Origin of the sequence: Nonomuraea sp. NPDC001831 (genome assembly GCF_042892035.1) — a bacterium.
Taxonomy (GTDB): Bacteria; Actinomycetota; Actinomycetes; order Streptosporangiales; family Streptosporangiaceae; genus Nonomuraea.
In genome coordinates, this window is the sequence record NZ_JBIATU010000001.1 from 612,929 (window position 1) to 630,481 (window position 17,553).

The following is a 17,553-nucleotide window of genomic DNA, read 5'->3' on the forward strand; positions in this document are numbered from 1 at the left end:
ATGCCGTGTCAGGGGGTGGTCAGGTCGAAGCGGCGCACGGTGACGGCGCCGCCGAGGGACTTGGTGGCGTAGTTGAAGATGCCGAAGCGGTAACCCATGAAGAACTGCCAGGCGTTGTTCAGCGTGAAGGCCGGGCCGAGGCCCACGAAGGTGCTGCCGTCGGTGCTGTAGGAGAAGCGGGCCTGACGGCCGGACCCGGGCCGGATGTCGGCGGTGACCCGCAGCCAGATCCGGCCGCCCGGGGCGTTCGCGCTCGCCGCCTCGGCGCCGGTGCCGGTGGTCTGCCACGAGCCGTTCATGGTCAGGCCGTTGGTCATCACGACCCGGCTGACGCCGTTGTCGCGTTTGACGCCGATCCACGCCGACTGGTCGCGCAGCATCGCCAGCCCGGCGCGGTCGCCGTCAGCCATCTGGGAGTGGTCGAGCTCGATCGTCGCCGTCGAGGACGGGCCCTGGATGCGGTGCGTCAGCGTGTTCCGGGCGGCGTAGAGGTCGCCGGTGACCGTCGCGGTCTGCAGGCGCAGGCCGTTGCCGGTGGAGAAGCGGCTGGTGTCGGGGTTGTGGTTCCACTCCCAGCGGGGGCCGAGCGTGGCCGAGGTGAAGGCGTCCGGGCCGATCATGGACGACACGGTCCGGCTGGTCTGGATGTTCGGCTTCGGGTAGTTGACGCCCCAGCCGCCGTTGACCGTCTGCACGACCGGCCAGTCGCCGGACCAGGTGATCGGCGCCAGGGCCGGGACGCGTCCGCCGGGGTAGGCGTCGACGAAGGCCATGTAGTACCAGTCGCCGTTCTGGGTCTGCACGAGTCCGCCCTGGTGCGGGACGCCGCCCCCGGCGACGGGGCCCGGCAGGTCGAGCAGGACCTGGCGCATCTCGTACGGGCCCCAGGGCGAGGTCGAGCGGAGCACGTACTGGCCGTTGGCGGGGCGGGTCAGCCAGATGTAGTAGTAGCCGTTCCGCTTGTAGAAGCGGGACCCCTCCAGGGTGCCGACGTTGCCCGGCGTCTGGAACACCTGCTGCGCGCGCACCTGGCTGAGGCCGTCGGCCGAGAGCTGGGCCACGCTGATGGTGCTGTTGCCGTAGGCGACGTACATGGTGTCGTCGGAGTCGACCAGCAGGCCGGCGTCGTAGTAGCAGTTGTTGATCTGTGCGCGCTTGGTCCACGTGCCGTCCACGGCGGAGGCGGTGTAGACGTAGGTCCGGTTGAACTCGACGCAGCCGAGCCAGTAGAAGGTGCCGTTGCTTGGCCGGTAGTTGAGGGCCGAGGCCCAGATGCCCTTCACGTACGCCCGGCCGCCGCTGAGGTCGTAGGCGCCGGAGCCGAAGTCGAGCCGCGGCACGGAATGCCCGGCGTACTCCCAGTCGACCAGGTTGTAGGAGCGCAGGATCGGCGCGCCGGGCGAGTAGTGCATGGTCGAGGCCGAGTAGTAGTAGGCGTCGCCCACCCGGATGATGTCGCCGTCGGCGAAGTCCTGCCACACGACCGGGTTGGCGTAATTCCCGCCGCCGGTGCCGTTGACCGGGACGAGTTGCCATTGCTGGTTGGCGCCGCCCCAGTCGTCGTACTGGACGATGTTGGCGCCGTCGGCGGTGGAGGCTCCTTGGACCTCCAGGGCCTTGTTGCTGTGGCGGGAGATGAGCCTGACGTAGCCGTCGGGGCTGTCGGTGAGTTTCCATTGCTGGTTGGTGCCGTTGAGGTCGGTCCATTGGACGATGGAGCCGCCGTTGGCGGTGGAGAAGTTGTAGACGTCCAGGACTTTGCCGGAGTGGCGGGACTTGATGCGGTAGTAGCCGCCGCCGGAGTCGACGAACTGCCATTGTTGCTGGTTCTGGTTGTTCCTGGTCCATTGGGTGATGCGGCCGCCGTCGGCGGTGGACAGGTTGTAGACGTCCAGGGCCTTGCCGCTGTTGCGGTTGACCAGGACGTACCAGGCGTTGGTGTCGACCGTCGCGGCCGACGCCTCCTGGGCGGTGAGCAGCACGCCCACGAGAAGCAGGGCCGAGACGGCCGCGAGCACACGTCTCACAGGAACCTCCAGAGGTTGTCGTCCGAGCCGTTGTCGTCGGCGAGCACGACCTGCGCGCCCTGCGACGTGCCGGCGACGCCGAGGACCCGGCCGCCGCCCGCGCACTGGAGGCGGAAGGCGGCGGCCGACCCGTGGCGCAGCCGCCAGCGGTGATCGGCGGTGCCGTTGTCGGCCCACTGCACGACGCGCGACCCGGCGGCGGTGCCCATGTTCTCCACGCCCAGCACCTTCTGGCTGTGGGAGTTGCGCAGCCGCAGGTAGCCGCCGGTGTCGTTGACGGCGGTCCACAGGTGGTCGGCGGTGCCGTTGTCGCCCCACTGGACGACGAGCGCGCCGTCGGCCGTGGACATGCCGGTGACCCCGAGCACCATCCCGGTGCCCACGTTCTGCAGGCGCCGCGCGCCGTTCGGCAGGAACCGCCACTGGTTGTCCGGGCTGCCGTCGTCGGCGCCCTGGACCACCCGCGCGCCGTTGGCGGTCGAGCCGTTCTGGACGGCCAGCAGCTTCGAACTGTTGACGTTGCGGATCTTGACGGAGCCGTCGCCGACGTCGATGATCGTCCACCGGTGGTCGGCGGTGCCCGTGTCACCCCATTGGAGCACCGGCGCGTTGTCGGCGGTCGACATGTTCTCGACGCCGAGCACCTTCCCGCTGTTGCCGTTGCGGAAGCGCAGCGCGGCGCCGTCGACGATCGGGATCCAGTCGTGGTCGGCGGTGCCGTTGTCGGTCCATTGCAGAGCGGGGGCGCCGTCGGCGGTGGACATGTCCTGGATGCCGAGCACCAGCCCGCTGGCCGCGTTGACCAGCCGGAAACCGGCCCCCGCCGCCGAGCCGCCCTGGGTGTTCCAGTAGACGACGTAGTTGTGGCCGTGGGCGTCCTGGAACGGCTCCAGGCGCACCTGCGCGCCGCTCGCCGTCGCCGTGAAGGCGAGCGCGGTGGTGCCGGTCCGGGCGATCGAGGACGGGGTCAGGACCGGGGCCGACGACAGGCTCGTGTCCCCGTAGTCGCCCGACAGCACGACCGGCCCGTACGTCACGGCCTGCACGCCGGGGTTGTCCGCGGCGGCCTTCATGACCACCCGCATGGGCAGGCGCACGGTCACGGTGTCGCCGGACGACCACGTCCGGGTGAGGGCGGCGTAGCCGCCCGGCGCGGCCGCGACGTCCTGCCGGACCCCGTTGACGCTGATCGTCGCGCCCTGCGTCCAGGCCGGGATCCGGACGCGCATCGTCCACGATCCGCCCACGTTGCCGGTGACCTGCAGCGACGTGGTGTCGCTGACCGGATAGGAGGTGCTCTGGGTCACCGTGATGCCGCGCCCGCTCCAGTCGAGGACGGAGGGCACGAACAGGTTCACGAACAGGGTGGTGTCGTCGTGGAAGTAGATCGAGTCCATGAGCTTGGTGTTGGTCTCGATCCCGGTGCCCTGGCAGCACCAGAACGAGCCGTAGTCCGTGCTCCAGGTGCCGCCGCCCCAGGCCGGACCGACGCCTCGCCGTCCGCCGGGATTGAGCGGGGTGAAGTAGGTGACGTGCCCGTGCGCGTCCGCCGGGTTCTGCTGGCCGAGCAGGTGGTTGAGCAGGGCGTTCTCGTAGTAGTCGAAGTAGTCGGCCCGGTCGGGGGACAGCAGCCACAACTCCCGGGTCAGTTTGAGCATGTTGTAGGTGTTGCACGCCTCGCCGGTGTCCCTGGTCAGGTAGGAGGCGATCGCGCCGGGCGCGCGGAAGTGCTCGGCCTGGCTGTTGGAGCCGTTCACGTACGTGTGCGCGCCGACCGTGATGGCCCAGGCGTTGACGGCGATGTCGCGGTAGCGGGTGGCGCCCGTCGCCTTGTACTCGCGGGCCGCGCCGATCCACTTGGGCACCTGGGTGTTGGCGTGCAGGCCGTTGAGCCGGTCCTGGTTCGCGGCCAGCGGGTCGAACACGGCCGCGTGGTCGAACCGCTGGGCCGTGGCCAGCCAGCGGGGGTCGCCGGTCGCCTGGTACAGGTCGGTCAGCACGGCGTTCATGCCGCCGAACTCGGTGCCGAGCATGGCCTGCGCCTGCCCGGCGGACAACCGCGACGTCCGGGCGTCCACCCAGCCCGCCAGGGCCAGCAGCACGGACTTGGCCTGGGTGTCGCCGATCAGCCGCCAGACGTCCAGCAGCCCGGCCAGGGTCTTGTGGACGCAGTAGTACGGCACGTTGCCGTTGGTCAGCGTGCGGTTCTCCAGGGCCGAGAAGTCCGACTCGGGGAACCCGGACAGGTAACCGCCGGTGAACCCGGCGGCCGGGTTGTTCGCCTGGCATTTGGCCAGTTCCGCCACCATGTAGCGAGCCTTGTCGCGGCAGGTGGTGTCACCGAGCACGGCGTACGCCTGCGCCCAGGCCGTCAGGAAGTGGCCCTGCGCGTGCGACCGGAACGGGAAGCCGGGCGCGTCCCAGCCGCCGTTGGGCGCGGCGCCGCCGGTGGACAGCCGGTGGTTGGCGCGGAAGACGTACAGCAGCCGGTCGACGTCGACGAAGCGCAGGTAGGCGAGGGTGCGGTTCTGGTTGTCCAGCAGGCGGCCGGAGGTCAGCCGCACCTGGCCGAGGTCGAACTCGTAGGCGGAGACGCCGATGTCGGGCCTGCTCCAGGGGACTGCGGCCAGGGCGGGGGACGTGCCGGCCAGCTGACCGACGACGGAGAGCGCGGCGGTCGCGCCGGTGGCCTGGAAGAGCTGACGGCGGCTCAAGGACATGCGGAGCTCCTTGGGGTGGGGGGCGGTGAACGGCCGGGGCCGGTCACGGGGTCAGCAGGTCAGCGCCTGTGCAAGGCCGTTGCCTGGTCTTCGGCGCATGTTGTTAGCGCTAACAAATGGCCGATCGGGTCACCGTCGTGTCCTGGGCCATCGGTTGGGGCATGTCGGGGGCTCCTTGGCTGGGTAGGGTTGTTAGCGCTAACATCGTCCTGCCGGTGGGTCTGGTCCGTAGTGAGGGAGTACATCCGACGGTCCGTCCGGCGTCAATGAGCGGATCGCCGGCCGAGCCGGGGTCTGTCCCGCGCATGTCTTCCCGCCTGGAGTTCTGTCTCCGCGGAGACGTCCCGTCACGATGAAAGTTTCACGGGGGATGCGGGAAGGCGACCCGCCCCCGGCTTCGCCGGGCCGGGGGCGGTCGGCGGGCGGAGCCGGGCCGTCGCGCCGGAGCCCCGGCGCGCCGGCCCGGCGAAGCTCACGCGGTGCCCGCGTTGTAGGTCCACTTCTGGTTGCTGCCGCCCCAGCAGGTGTACAGCTGCAGCCCCGTGCCGTTGCCGGTGCCGCCGCCCACGGCGTCCAGGCACAGCCCGGACTGCACGCCCACGATCGTCCCGTCGGTGTTGACGCGCCATTTCTGGTTGTCGCCGCCCCAGCAGGAGTAGATCTGGATCTTGGCGCCGTTGCCTGTGCCCCCGGCGTCCAGGCACTTGTTGCCGTAGACCTTCAGTTCTCCTGCCGAGGTCTGGGTCCACTGCTGGTTGCTCTGACCGTTGCAGTCCCACAGTTGCACCGCGGTGCCGTCGGCGGTGCCGGAGCCGGGCACGTCGATGCAGCGGCCGGCGGCCGTGCTCCTGATCTGCCCCGCGCCGCCGCCGGGCGGGGGTGTCGTGTTGCCGCCGTTCAGCGCGTTGAGCACCGCCGTGTAGGCGGCCTTCTTGTTGCCGTTGCCGTCGAAGAGCAGCGCGCTGGCGCCGGAGCCGAGCCAGGAGTCGGTGTCGCGGACGCCCCAGGTGGTGATGCCGGCGCACCGCGGCACCGCCAGACAGTCGTTGACGACGGCGGCGTACGTGGTGGCCGAGCCGCCCTGGATGTCCAGCTCGGTGATCTGCACGTCCACGCCCAGGGCGGCGAAGCTCTGGATGGTCGTGCGGTAGTTGCTGTTGTACGGGCTGTTGCCGTTGAAGTGCGACTGCAGGCCGACGCAGTCGATCGGCACGCCTCGCGCCTTGAAGTCCTTGACCATGTTGTAGACGCCCTGCGTCTTGGCCCAGGTCCAGTTGTCGATGTTGTAGTCGTTGTAGCACAGCTTGGCGGCCGGGTCGGCGGCGCGCGCGGTGCGGAAGGCCACCTCGATCCAGTCGTTGCCGGTGCGCTGGAGGTTGGAGTCGCGCCGGCCGCCGCCGCTGTCGGCGTAGGCCTCGTTGACCACGTCCCAGGCGTAGATCTTGCCCTTGTAGTGGGCCATGACGCCGTTGATGTGGTCGATCATCGCCTGGCGCAGCGAGCTGCCCGACAACGACTGCATCCAGCCGGGCTGCTGGGAGTGCCAGGCCAGGGTGTGGCCGCGTACCCGCTTGCCGTTCTGCACGGCCCAGTTGTAGACCCGGTCGCCGTTGGTGAAGGTGAACTGACCCCGGTTGGGCTCGGTGGCGTCGATCTTCATCTCGTTCTCGGCCGTCACCATGGTGAACTCGCGGTTGGCGATCGTCGTGTAGGCCGAGTCGCCGAGCTTGCCCGCGGCGATGGCGGTGCCGAAGTAGCGGCCGCTCTGCGCGGCGGCCGCGCCGAGCGTGCTCGCCGCGGCGTCGGCCGGAATCGCCGTCGCCAGTGCCGTGATCAGGCCGAGCGCGCCGATCGCGCCGGTGATCAGTGCCCGGCGGCGGGCGCCGGGCAGCCGTCCGGCGGTCGGTGGGGACATGGCGTTGACACGCATGCTGGAGCCTCCGTACGCGAATCATGGGGAAGGTCGTGGGACGCACTTCGGAGGGGTGCGCCCGAGGCGCTGGGGAGCGGATGGGGGGAGCCTGGCTCGGGCACTCAGTGTGTTGATCTGGCCGAAAGTTGTCAAGATTCGGGTAAAACTTTCGGAGTCCGGGGTGCACGCAGAGGCATGTCGTCCAGGCCTGGAGCTGTCGAAAGTTTCGGCCGACGGGTCGTGAAAGTTTCACGGCGACGGTGGCGCCCGGTTGGAGGTGGGACGCGTCTTCGGCCGCTTCGGGGTTCGGGCTGCAACGCCACTTCTCCGGCGTGCCCTACGGCTGCCCCGGGCTCGCCGGCTGCGGCGACAAGACACCGCAGCGGTTCCGGCCGGAGCCGCGCCGACGGTCGTCGCTCAGGAGGGCGGCGCGAACGGGGCGGCGACGTCGGTGACGTGTTCCGCCGGGCCCGCCGTCTCCCGGTTCGGGTGGTAGATCTCGCGCATGGACAGCGCCGGGGCCAGCCCGTGGCCGTCCAGCCAGGCTCTGAGCGTGTCGTACGCCGGCAGGATCGCCGGGTAGTGCGACCGCTCCTTGCTGACCTCGACGTACGCGGCCCGGTGGGACGGCTCCAGCCGGACGCCGATCCGGCCGGCGGGCTCGATCGGGCTCCCGGTCGGCAGGCACACCTCCACCGGGCCGTTCGAGTCCTCGCTCACCGTGCCGTGGAAGACGGCGAACGGCGGCCCGGACAGGCAGCCGCCGGCCGCCCCCAGGTGGGCGAAGAGCGCGGCCGAGGCGTCCGTGATGAAGTCCGTCAGGCCGGAGGCTCGCGCATGGCCGTGGATGAAGATCACGCGCTGCTCGGGCACGTCCCGCAGGCGCACCTCGTACGCGGGGGTCGCCTCCTCCAGGAAGACCTGCCGGATGTAGGCCAGCAACGACTGGCGGGCCCGCCATTGCTCCTCACGGGCGCTCCAGTGCTTCGCGATGGCCTCGACCGCCGCGGGGCCGTCCAGCCGCAGCACCCTGCCGACCTCGGCGAGGGGCATGTCGATGGCGCGCAGCAGCGTGATGCGCCGGGCGGCGGCGAGTTGCGCCGGGCCGTAACGGCGGAAACCGGTGCGGGGATCGACCTCGGCGGGCGGCAGCAGCCCCTTGGCGTCGTAGAGCCGCAGCGCCTTGAGCGTCAGGTTGGACCGCGCGGCGAACTGTCCAGTGGTCATCAGATCGGACACCGCCCGAGTATGGCCCCTGCCCCTGGGGCGGAGACAAACCACCCGGATCGCCGTCCGGGCGGCCCGTCGCGCCCGGCGCGCGCTCCGGCGGCCGTGCCATCATGATCTTGGTCGGCCTTCCGTCCACGCGTCCCGCGTCACCCCTCAACCCCGAAGGGATCGCCATGAACGATCAAGCCCCCAGTTCCGCGCGGATCTCTGCCGGTCGAGCCGAGCGTCCTCGGCGTGGTCCGCGAGGTACGGCCGGACGCGCGCGTCGTCCGCGTGGACAACGATCCCGAGGTCGTCCCCGCCGGTCGGGGCTGTGCGGACGCGCCCACCGTGTTCGGCGACCTGCGCGACCCTGCCGCGATCATGAAGGATCCGGCCGTGACCGGGCTCATCGACTTCGGCGAGCCCGTGGGCGTCATCACCGTCGCCGTCTGGCACTTCATCCCCGAGGACGCAGCGTCCGAGTACGCGGCGACCCTGCGCGCGGGCCTCGCGCCCGGCAGCCATCTGGCGATCAGCCATGTCTGCGCGGACACCGTCCCGGCGGCCGCCCAGGAGGCGGGCAAGGCCGTCTACGCCCGGACGGCCAACCCGGTGCGGCCCCGCACCGAGGCCGAGATCCGGGCCCTGTTCGGCGGGTTCACGCTCCTCGACCCCGGCCTGGTGCCGCTCGGCGACTGGCGGCCGTACGACGGCGACCCCTATCCCGAGCAGGCCACCGAGTCCCTCGCCGGGGTGGGCGTCCGGAACTGACGGCCACCTTCCGGTTCTCCGTGCCGCCACCCGGCCCCCGGAACGGACTTAGGGTCTTGGGCATGGCCGACCCCATTCTCGTGCTGAACACGGGATCCTCCTCCATCAAGTACGAGCTCGTCGATCCGCACACCCGCGAGCGCGCCGCCAGAGGGCTGGTCGAGCGCATCGGGGAGGACCTCGGGCGGATCACGCACCACGGCGGGGACGGGCCGCCGTACGTCCGGGAACGTCCCTTCGCCGGCCACGGGGACGGGCTGGAGGCGATGCTGGCGGCGTTCGCCGCCGCCGGGCCCGAGCCGGTGCCGGTCGCGGTCGGGCACCGGGTGGTGCACGGCGGCACCCGGTTCACCGACGCGGTGCTCATCGACGACGACGTCATCGCCGCGATCGAGGAGCTGGCCCCGCTCGCGCCCCTGCACAACCCGATCAACCTGACCGGCATCCGGCTGGCGCTCAAGGTGTTCCCGGACGTGCCGCAGGTGGCCGTGTTCGACACCGCGTTCCACCGCACGCTGCCGCCCGAGGCGTACACGTACGCGGTGCCGCGCGAGTGGCGGGCGCAGGGCGTGCGGCGCTTCGGCTTCCACGGCACCTCGTGCGCGTACGTCTCCCGCCGCGCCGCCGCCCTCCTGGGGCGCGACCTCGCCGGGCTCAACCTGATCGTGCTCCACCTCGGCAACGGCGCCAGCGCCACCGCGATCTCCGGCGGGCGCAGCGTCGACACCTCCATGGGCATGACGCCGCTGGAAGGGCTGGTCATGGGCACCCGCTCGGGCGACGTCGACCCGGCCCTGGCCGCGTACCTGGCCCGCACCGGCGGCCTGGACGCCCAGCAGGTCGAGCACGAGCTCAGCCACCGCGGTGGCCTGCTCGCGCTCACCGGATCCGGCGACATGCGCCAGGTGCGCGCCCGCGACGACGACGAGGCCAGGCTGGCCCTGGAGATCTACACCCGGCGCATCCGCAAGTACGTCGGCGCCTACCACGCGCTGCTCGGCTGCCGGGTGGACGCGATCGTGCTCACTGGCGGCGTCGGCGAGCACGACGCCGCCACCCGCGCCGCCTGCCTGGCGGGGCTGGAGCGGCTCGGCATCGCGGTGGATCCCGTGCTCAACGCCGCAGGGGCGTCCGGCGAGCGCGCGGTGTCCGTCCCCGGCGCCGAGGTGCCCGTGCTCGTCATCCCCACCGACGAGGAGTGGGAGATCGCCCACCAGACGTTCGCACGCCTGAGGTCCGCCTGACCGGGCCGCGCTACGCGCCTTTGTCCGTGCTCCGGTTGAACGTCGGGAGCGTGGTCAGGTCACGGGCGGCGGCCAGGTGGGAGGCGAAGTTCGGGTCGAGGAGGCCCAGGAGCAGCACGACGGCCCAGGCCACGACGGCGATCATGGCGCCGTCGTCGAAGGGGGCCGGGAGCCTGAGGCCGAGCCGGTCGGCGGTCACCAGGCCGGCCACCGGCAGCAGGGCGATGACCAGCGTCCGGACGGTCTCCAGGACGCGGGCGTGCCACGAACGGCGGGTCTCCTCGGGGGTGGTGTCACGGGTGGGGAGCCGGTCGTACTCGCCCGTGATGACCGTGCGGGTCAGCTCGGCGACGCGGGTGCGCAGGTCGTCGTAGGCGGTCGGGGACGGCAGCGCCACCCACAACTGGAGGTCGATGACGGCCTTGGCCGCCTCGACCGCGCGGGCGCGGACGACGGCCCTGGTCAGCGGCGTCCCACCCCGGGCGACGGTCGGGATGCCGACGCGCAGCAGGAAGGCGACCCTGCCGAGCAGGGCGAGGATCTCCCTGCGCGCCCCCGGCGCGAGCTGGCCGCGGCGGTCGGGCTCGGCGCGGGCCAGGACGGCCGCCAGCTGCTCGAAGAGCGGCTCGGTGGGTGGGGTCCTGGACTCGCGGTCCCACTGCCACATCACCACCTTGACCGGGATCATCCCGAGGACCAGGGCGCAGCTGACGGTGCCGATGCTCTGGGGGATCGGCAGCCATCCCCGGCCCGCCAGCTCGACGGCCCACGCGGGGCCGGCGGTGTGCCGGAGGTACAGGACGGCCGGGAAGCAGCCGACCCCCAGGACGCTGGCCAGCGGATCGAGGAGATAGCGGAAGAGCGGGCGATGCCGCCGGTTCTCGATCCAGACGGCGATCCAGATGAAGACCGTGAGGCCGGCGACGGCCAGGAAGACCTTCTGCACGGAGTTGACGGAGAACTCCGACACCAGGACGACGGCGGCCACGCCGAGCATGGGCAGCAGGATCCAGGCGCTCACGTTGTCCTCGACGTGCCTGCGGCGCACCGACCAGCGGGCGGTGGAGGCGGCCACCGCCCGGTAGCGGCTGCGCAGGAGCGCCGGGTCGTCGCCGGGATCCAGGCTGCGCGCGAAGACCGGCCAGGTGCCGTTCAGCTTCTTGGCCAGGGCGAACATCTCCGCCAGCTCGGGTTTCTCCAGCAGGCCGCCGGTGCGGGCAGGCGGGACGGGTGCTGCGACGGGGGGAACCGCTTCTTCGGTCATGAGGACGTCCTCACGTGGAGCGGGCTACTGCGCGAGGGGCGCTTCCCGACACTACAGAGCGTGGGACGGAGAGGCGGTGGCGTGACCGGATCGGGCCAGAACTCGCCCGCCGAGCCGATGAGGACCAACGGCCCTGCCGGGCGGGACTTCCTCCTCCGGCGCCGCGCCGCCGCCCGTAGGAGCCTGACGGTGAGAGCTTCGACCGGTGAAGGAGATGCGCGATGAGCACTCACGTCGTCGTCGGTGTGGACGGGTCCGTCCCGGCGACCGGAGCGGTGGAATGGGCGGCCGCCGACGCGCGGCGGCGGGGCCTGGACCTGCGTCTCGTGCACGTCGGCCCGCAGTGGCTGCACGAGGCGAACGCCGAGCACTGCGCCCGGCTGCTGGAGGAGGCCGCCGACCGGGCCCGCGCGCTGGCCGGCGGCGTCAAGGTGACGACGGAGCTGCTGTCCGGGAACGTGGCCGCGGAGCTGATCCGCGAGTCGGCGACGGCCGCCGGGGTGGTGCTGGGCAGCCGGGGGCTCGGCGGGTTCGCCGGGATGACGGTCGGCTCGGTGAGCCTGGCGGTGGCGGGGCACGCGTCAGGGCCGGTCGTGGTCGTCCGCGCCCCCGCCGCCGGCCCCGAGCACGGCACGGTGGTGGTCGGCTACGACGGGTCGCAGGACGCGCAGGCCGCCATGGAGTACGCCGTCACACAGGCCAGGGCCCGCGGCGCGCGGCTGCACGTGGTCTCGGCCTGGCAGATGCCCGTCTTCTCCCCGTACGCGGTCACGTACAACTCCCTGCTCCAGGACCTGATGCGCGAGGAGACCGGCGCGGCGCGCGAGCGGGTCGTGCCCTGGCGGGAGGCCAACCCGGACCTGGTCGTCACCGACGAGCAGCCGTGCGCCCACCCCGTCACGGCCCTGATGCAGGCGGCCGGATCGGCCGACCTGGTCGTCGTGGGCTCGCGCGGCCGGGGCGGCTTCGCCTCCGCCGTGCTCGGCTCGGTCAGCCACGGTGTGCTGCACCACGTGACCTGCCCGGTCGCCGTGGTCCGGCCGGACGCGGAGGAGCGGTCATGAACGGGTCACCGGCGGCCGGACAGGTCATGAACGGGTCGCCGACGGCGGGACAGGTCATGAGCCGGGTCCTGGTGGCCGTCAAGGCCGAGGAATCGCCGCTGATGGCGTGGGAGCTGATGCGCCGGGCCGGCGTGCACCACCTGCCGGTCCTCGACGGAGGGCGCCTGCTGGGCATCCTGACCAGGGAGTGCCTGGCCGCGTCCTGGTCCGGCGGGCCGCAGGAGCAGGCCGGCCGCGAGGTGCGCGACCTGCTCGGCGGCGCGCGCACGCCCCGGGTGGGGCCGGACACCCCGCTGAGCAGGGTCGCCGCCGCCATGCTGGACGCCGACGTGGACGCCGTGCCCGTGCTGTCCGGCGACGGCCTGGTGGGCCTGATCACCGCCCGGGACGTCCTGTCGGCGGTCGCCGGACGGATCGCGCCGCGGCCCGAGCCGAGCGAGGTGGTGACCGGGATGTTCCACCTCGAACCCATCCTGCCGGAACGGCGGGAGGCGTGAGATGAAGGCCCTGGTCGTCTACGAGTCCATGTTCGGCAACACCGAGCGGATCGCCCAGGCGGTGGCCGAGGGGCTGGCCACTCGGATGCGGGCCGAGGTGGCGGAGGTCGGCTCGGCCCCCGCGCACGTGGGGGACGAGGTCACCCTCCTGGTGGTGGGCGGCCCGACCCACGCCTTCTCCATGAGCCGGGCCGCCACCCGCGAGTCGGCCGCTCAGCAGGCCGCCGGGCCGCTGGTGTCGCGCGGCGGGGGCGTGCGCGAGTGGCTGGCCACGCTCAGCACGTCGTCGGCCGGGCTCTGCTCGGCCGCCTTCGACACCCGCGTGACCAGGCCCCGCCTGCCCGGCTCGGCCGCGCGGGCGGTCGCCAGACGGCTGCGCCGCCTCGGCGTCCGGCTCGCCGTGCCGCCGTGCGGCTTCTACGTGACCGGCACGCAGGGGCCGCCGGCGCCGGGCGAGCTGGAGCGGGCCAGGCAGTGGGGCGAGAGCCTGGCGGCGTCGTTCCCGGTGCCCGCGTCCTGACAGCCTCGTGGAACGGCGCCCGGCGGTTCTCCGCCGGGCGCCGTTCTCAGTGCCGCGCGGGCGTGGGGGACGGGTGCAGGATCCGGTCCAGGCGGGCGGCGGCGTAGCCGAGCGTGGACAGCGCGACGACGATCAGGAGGTCTCCCGGCGACAGCGGCCGGGTGCCGAGCAGTTCGCGCAGCGGCGGCAGGTAGATCCCGGCCAGCTGCAGGACGAACGCGCCCGCCACGGCGAGCAGCAGCATCGGGTTGGCCAGGGTGCCGGGGCGGGTCCGGGTGCCCAGCGCCACGCCGAGCTGGGTGGCGCCGAGGGCGAAGAAGGCCATGCTCTGCCAGGGCCGCCCGGTCATCGACCCCCAGACGGCGACGCCCAGGGTGACGGCGGTGAGCACGACCGCGATGCGCAGAACCCGCTGCCACAACCCCGCCCCCATGATGCTCTGACCCGGCGGACGCGGCGGCTGCGACATGGTTCCCGGCACCGTCGGCTCGCCGCCCAGGGCCACGCCGGGCAGGCCGTGGGTGAGCAGGTTGATCCACAGGATCTGCGCGGGCAGCAGCGGCAGCGGCAATCCGAGGAACGGGCCCAGCACCATCACGGCGATCTCGGCCGCGCCGCCCGACAGGCCGTAGACCAGGAACCGGCGGATGTTGGCGTAGACCCGGCGGCCCTCCTCGACGGCGGCGACGACGGTGTCCAGGTTGTCGTCGGCGAGCACGAGGTCGGCGGCCTGCCGGGCGACCTCGGTGCCGCGCCTGCCCATGGCCACGCCGATGTCGGCGCGGCGCAGCGCGGGGCCGTCGTTGACGCCGTCGCCGGTCATCGCCAGGACCTCGCCCCGGGTGCGCAGGCTCTCGATGATGTCGAGTTTCTGCTCGGGGGTGGCCCGCGCGTAGACGCCGGCCGGGCCGTTGTCGAATGCGCCGGGTTCGCGGCAGTCGACGACCCGGTCGGCGGCGCCGATGATGCCCAGGTCGGCGGCCACGGCGCGGGCGGTGCCCGGATGGTCGCCGGTGATGAGGACCGTCCTGATGCCGGCCCGCGCGCAGTCGGCCACGGCCGCGGCCGCCGCCTCACGTGGCGGGTCGAGGATCGCGACGAGCCCGAGCAGCCTCAGCCCGTCCTCCCGGACGGGCTGCGGGACGGCGTCCAGGTCGGCGCTCGCCACCGCGAGGACGCGGTAGCCGTCCCGGGCGTACCGGTCGGCGCGTTCGGCGGCGCCGGCGAGCAGCTCCGGGCCGTCGGTCAGCACGGACGGGCGCAGCAGCGCCTCGGGGGCGCCCTTGCAGATCAGCCGGACGCCGCCGCCCGGCAGCAGGTGCACGGTGCTCATGCGCTTGCGGTCGCTGTCGAAGGGCAGCTCGGTGACCCTGGGGAACCGTTCCTGCAGGCCCGCGCGGTCGAGTCCGAGCCGGGCGGCGGCGGCCAGCAGCGCGGCCTCGGTGGGGTCGCCGAGCGCCGTCCACTCGCCACCTGGGTCCTGGGGCGGGCGCAGGCGGGCGTCGTTGCACAACGCCGCGGCGGTCAGCAGCGCGGCGAACTCCTCCGGGTCCCCGCCGGTGATCTTGCCGTCGGGCGCGTAACCGGAGCCGGTGACCGCCGCCTCGGCCGCCGGGGTCCACAGGTGCCGGGCGACCATCCGGCCCTCGGTGAGGGTGCCCGTCTTGTCGGTGGCCAGCACGGTCACCGAGCCCAGCGTCTCCACGGCGGGCAGGTTGCGGACGAGCGCGTCACGGGCCGCCATCCGGCGGGCGCCCAGGGCCAGGCTCAGTGTCACGACGGCGGGCAGCGACTCGGGCACGGCGGCGACCACCAGGCTGATCGCGGTCACCACCATCAGCTCGACCGGCTGGCCGCGGACCAGGCCCAGGGCCAGCACCAGCGCCGACAGCAGCACCGCGACACCGGCCAGCAGCCGGCCGACCCCGACCAGGCGGCGTTGCAGCGGCGTGAGACCGGCGCCCTTGACCATGAGCGAGGCGATGCGCCCGCTCGCACTCGCCGCGCCGATCGCGGTGACGACCGCCCGGCCCCGGCCGCGGGCCACGACGGTGCCCGAGGAGACCGCCGCGCCCGCGTCCTTGTCCACCGGGACCGACTCGCCCGTCAGCGCCGACTCGTCGACCAGCAGCGCCGCCGACTCCACCACCTCGGCGTCCGCCGGGACGATGTCCCCTTCGGCGAGCACCAGCAGATCTCCGACCACGACGTCACCCGCCGGGATCTGCCGCTGGTGGCCGTCGCGCACCACACGCGCGTCGGGGGTGGCCAGCTCGGCCAGGGCCGTGATGGCGCGGTCGGCGCGCACCTCCTGCGTCACGCCGACCGCCGTGTTGACCACGATCACCAGGCCGATGACGGCCGCGTCGGTCCAGTCGCCGGTGGCGATGGTCAGCGCCGCCGCGATGAGCAGCACGATGATCAGCGGATCGCGGAGCTGGGTGACGACGCGCCGCCACAGCGGGGTGGGCGGTTTGCGCGGGAGCAGGTTGGGGCCGTCCCGTTCCAGGCGGACGGCTGCCTCCGCCGACGACAGGCCAGAGGACGAGGGCGTCACGTGGGTGTCCTTCCTGCCGTGGCCCTCGGGCCGGCGGAGTCGCTGCGAGGTGTCTTCAGGATCTAGTCTTCGCCCTGCTCAGGGCGGTAAACGTGCAGGTCTCCCCGCCCCTCCAGCCTCCAGGGACCGGCCGGACGGCGGCAGGGTCGAAAGTCACCGGAAGCGGGGCTTTCGGCACTGTTCCGCCCCCATCGCGCGGGCCGATCGTGGAGGTATGAGCATTCGCCTGATCGTGGCCGGGACCGACGGCACCGAGGACTGCGCGGCCGCGCTGCTGTGGGCCGCCGACGAGGCGGCCCGTCGCGGGACGCGGCTGGTCGTGGTGCACGCGTGGGAGCCCTCGACCGAGCACAGGGCGCCGTACGCGCCCTGCCCGTCCCGGCCCGCCGGGTTCGAGGAGGCGCGCGCGAGCGCCCTGCTCGATCAGGCGGTGGCCCTGGTCATGGACCAGTTCCCCGGCGTCGCCGTCGAGGCGCGGCTCGTGCGGGGCCGCCCCGAGACGGTGCTCGCGGACCAGGCGCGCGGGGCCGGCCTGCTGGTGCTCGGTTCCGCCGTGCGGCCCGCCGGGGACGGGCGGCTGGGCGCGGTGCTGCTGTCGTGCCTGCGCCTGCCGCCGTGCCCCGTGGTCGTGGTGCAGGCTGCGGTGACGGACGGCGGGACGCCGGCGAGGCCGCCCGCCCTCGCCGGACGGCATGCGGGAAGGCCCTTCGGCCCTGGCCCGGCCGACCTTCGGCTCTGCGGGGGACGGCGGGAGGCCGGGTCTCATGGGAGGTGACCAAGGAGGGAACATCATGATCGTTGTTGGCGCCGACGGCTCGGTGGCCTCGCGCGCCGCCGTCGCATGGGCCGCGGACGACGCCTTCCGCATGCGGCTGCCGCTGCGGATCGTGCACGCCGTGGACCGCACGCCGTACCAGATCCACCGGTTCTCCCCGGGCTGGGCGCCCGACCTGCCGGCGGACGAGGGCGAGCGGATCCTGCGGGAGGCCGCGGCACTGGCCCGGGAACGGCAGCCGTCCGTCGAGGTCACGACGCAGGACGTCGAAGGCTTGCCGGCCGTCGTGCTGCGCGGGCAGGAGAAGGAGGCTGCCGAGATCGTGCTCGGCAGCCGCGGCCTCGGCGGGTTCGCCGGCGCGCTGCTGGGCTCGGTCAGCACGCACGTCGCCGGGCACGCCCGCTGTCCCGTCGTGGTGGTGCGCGGCGACCTGCGGCAGGCGCGCGGCGAGGTGGTGGCAGGCGTGGACGACTCGCCGGAGTGCGAGCCGGCCCTGGCCCACGCCTTCGAGCAGGCCCGGCTGCGGGCCGCCACACTGCGGGTGCTGCACGCCTGGCAGCTGCCCGTGCACGCGTTCGCGCCGGAGGCCGCCTACGCCATGGACGAGGTCCGCGCCGCACAGCAGCAGGTCGTCGACGATCGGGTGAACGTGTTCGCCGCCGACTACCCCGAGGTCGTCGTCGTGCGGGAGACGCCGTCGGCGCACCCCGTGGACGCGCTCACCGCGGCCTCGGACCACGCCGACCTGCTGGTGGTGGGGTCGCACGGGCGCGGCGGGCTGGGGTCGGCGCTGCTCGGGTCGGTCAGCCGCGGCGTGCTGCACCACGCCCGCTGCCCGGTGGCGGTCGTCCGGCCGCGGGACTGACGGCACGTCGCCGCGTCGGCGCGGGCGTCGGCGCGGGCGTCGGGACGGGCGTCGGGATGGGCGTTGGGACGGGCGTGGAGCGCCGTTGCCTTTGTCTTGGCGACGGGCCGGTTACCAGAACCAGG

13 protein-coding genes are annotated in these 17,553 nt (G+C 73.0%); 7 read left to right on the forward strand and 6 right to left on the reverse strand.

Translation table 11 applies throughout. From position 1 onward, the window contains the following. Window positions 1-8: 8 nt before the first annotated feature. The 4 genes from ACFYYW_RS02670 to ACFYYW_RS02685 all read right to left on the reverse strand — a co-directional run bounded on the left by ACFYYW_RS02670 (window position 9) and on the right by ACFYYW_RS02685 (window position 7,898). A complete protein-coding gene (locus ACFYYW_RS02670; protein ID WP_387644219.1) occupies window positions 9-2,027 on the reverse strand; it encodes an RICIN domain-containing protein in 2,019 nt (672 codons plus the stop codon). Further along, entirely contained in the window at window positions 2,024-4,747 is a 2,724-nt protein-coding gene (locus tag ACFYYW_RS02675) for a beta-L-arabinofuranosidase domain-containing protein (protein ID WP_387644222.1), read from the reverse strand. Before ACFYYW_RS02675 ends, ACFYYW_RS02670 begins: the two co-directional genes overlap by 4 nt. A gap of 472 nt (window positions 4,748-5,219) precedes the next feature. Beyond that, on the reverse strand, window positions 5,220-6,677 hold the full coding sequence (locus ACFYYW_RS02680; RefSeq protein ID WP_387644225.1) for an endo-1,4-beta-xylanase: 1,458 nt from the start codon (window positions 6,675-6,677) through the stop codon (window positions 5,220-5,222). 399 nt (window positions 6,678-7,076) lie between these two features. Next, the gene (locus tag ACFYYW_RS02685; protein WP_387644227.1) at window positions 7,077-7,898 is read right to left on the reverse strand and encodes a MerR family transcriptional regulator; all 822 of its coding nucleotides are present in this window, start codon (window positions 7,896-7,898) and stop codon (window positions 7,077-7,079) included. A gap of 198 nt (window positions 7,899-8,096) precedes the next feature. Here ACFYYW_RS02685 and ACFYYW_RS02690 point away from each other — a divergent pair, with 198 nt between their 5' ends. Both ACFYYW_RS02690 and ACFYYW_RS02695 read left to right on the forward strand, forming a co-directional pair. Then, complete coding sequence (locus ACFYYW_RS02690) at window positions 8,097-8,642, forward strand: SAM-dependent methyltransferase (protein WP_387645490.1); 546 nt, start codon at window positions 8,097-8,099, stop codon at window positions 8,640-8,642. A gap of 62 nt (window positions 8,643-8,704) precedes the next feature. Next, window positions 8,705-9,886, forward strand: coding sequence for an acetate/propionate family kinase (locus ACFYYW_RS02695; protein WP_387644230.1), 1,182 nt, complete (start codon window positions 8,705-8,707; stop codon window positions 9,884-9,886). 10 nt (window positions 9,887-9,896) lie between these two features. Here the strand turns inward: ACFYYW_RS02695 and ACFYYW_RS02700 are convergent, their stop codons facing one another. Next, complete coding sequence (locus ACFYYW_RS02700) at window positions 9,897-11,150, reverse strand: hypothetical protein (RefSeq protein ID WP_387644232.1); 1,254 nt, start codon at window positions 11,148-11,150, stop codon at window positions 9,897-9,899. A gap of 221 nt (window positions 11,151-11,371) precedes the next feature. Between ACFYYW_RS02700 and ACFYYW_RS02705 the strand changes: the two genes are divergently transcribed. From ACFYYW_RS02705 to ACFYYW_RS02715, 3 genes are read left to right on the forward strand one after another with little or no spacing between them, the layout of a single operon-like run. After that, window positions 11,372-12,214 (forward strand): universal stress protein, encoded by an 843-nt coding sequence (locus tag ACFYYW_RS02705; protein WP_387644235.1) that lies wholly within the window; start codon window positions 11,372-11,374, stop codon window positions 12,212-12,214. Continuing rightward, on the forward strand, window positions 12,211-12,711 hold the full coding sequence (locus ACFYYW_RS02710; RefSeq protein ID WP_387644237.1) for an HPP family protein: 501 nt from the start codon (window positions 12,211-12,213) through the stop codon (window positions 12,709-12,711). The genes ACFYYW_RS02705 and ACFYYW_RS02710 overlap by 4 nt, the downstream gene beginning before the upstream one ends. 1 nt (window position 12,712) lies before the next feature. Beyond that, window positions 12,713-13,231 (forward strand): flavodoxin family protein, encoded by a 519-nt coding sequence (locus ACFYYW_RS02715; RefSeq protein ID WP_387644240.1) that lies wholly within the window; start codon window positions 12,713-12,715, stop codon window positions 13,229-13,231. Between the two features lie 46 nt (window positions 13,232-13,277). Here the strand turns inward: ACFYYW_RS02715 and ACFYYW_RS02720 are convergent, their stop codons facing one another. Then, complete coding sequence (locus ACFYYW_RS02720; protein WP_387644243.1) at window positions 13,278-15,788, reverse strand: cation-translocating P-type ATPase; 2,511 nt, start codon at window positions 15,786-15,788, stop codon at window positions 13,278-13,280. A 214-nt stretch (window positions 15,789-16,002) separates the two neighbouring features. Between ACFYYW_RS02720 and ACFYYW_RS02725 the strand changes: the two genes are divergently transcribed. Both ACFYYW_RS02725 and ACFYYW_RS02730 read left to right on the forward strand, forming a co-directional pair. Beyond that, the gene (locus ACFYYW_RS02725) at window positions 16,003-16,563 is read left to right on the forward strand and encodes a universal stress protein (RefSeq protein ID WP_387644245.1); all 561 of its coding nucleotides are present in this window, start codon (window positions 16,003-16,005) and stop codon (window positions 16,561-16,563) included. A 16-nt stretch (window positions 16,564-16,579) separates the two neighbouring features. Next, the gene (locus tag ACFYYW_RS02730) at window positions 16,580-17,428 is read left to right on the forward strand and encodes a universal stress protein (RefSeq protein ID WP_387644248.1); all 849 of its coding nucleotides are present in this window, start codon (window positions 16,580-16,582) and stop codon (window positions 17,426-17,428) included. Window positions 17,429-17,553 lie beyond the last annotated feature (125 nt).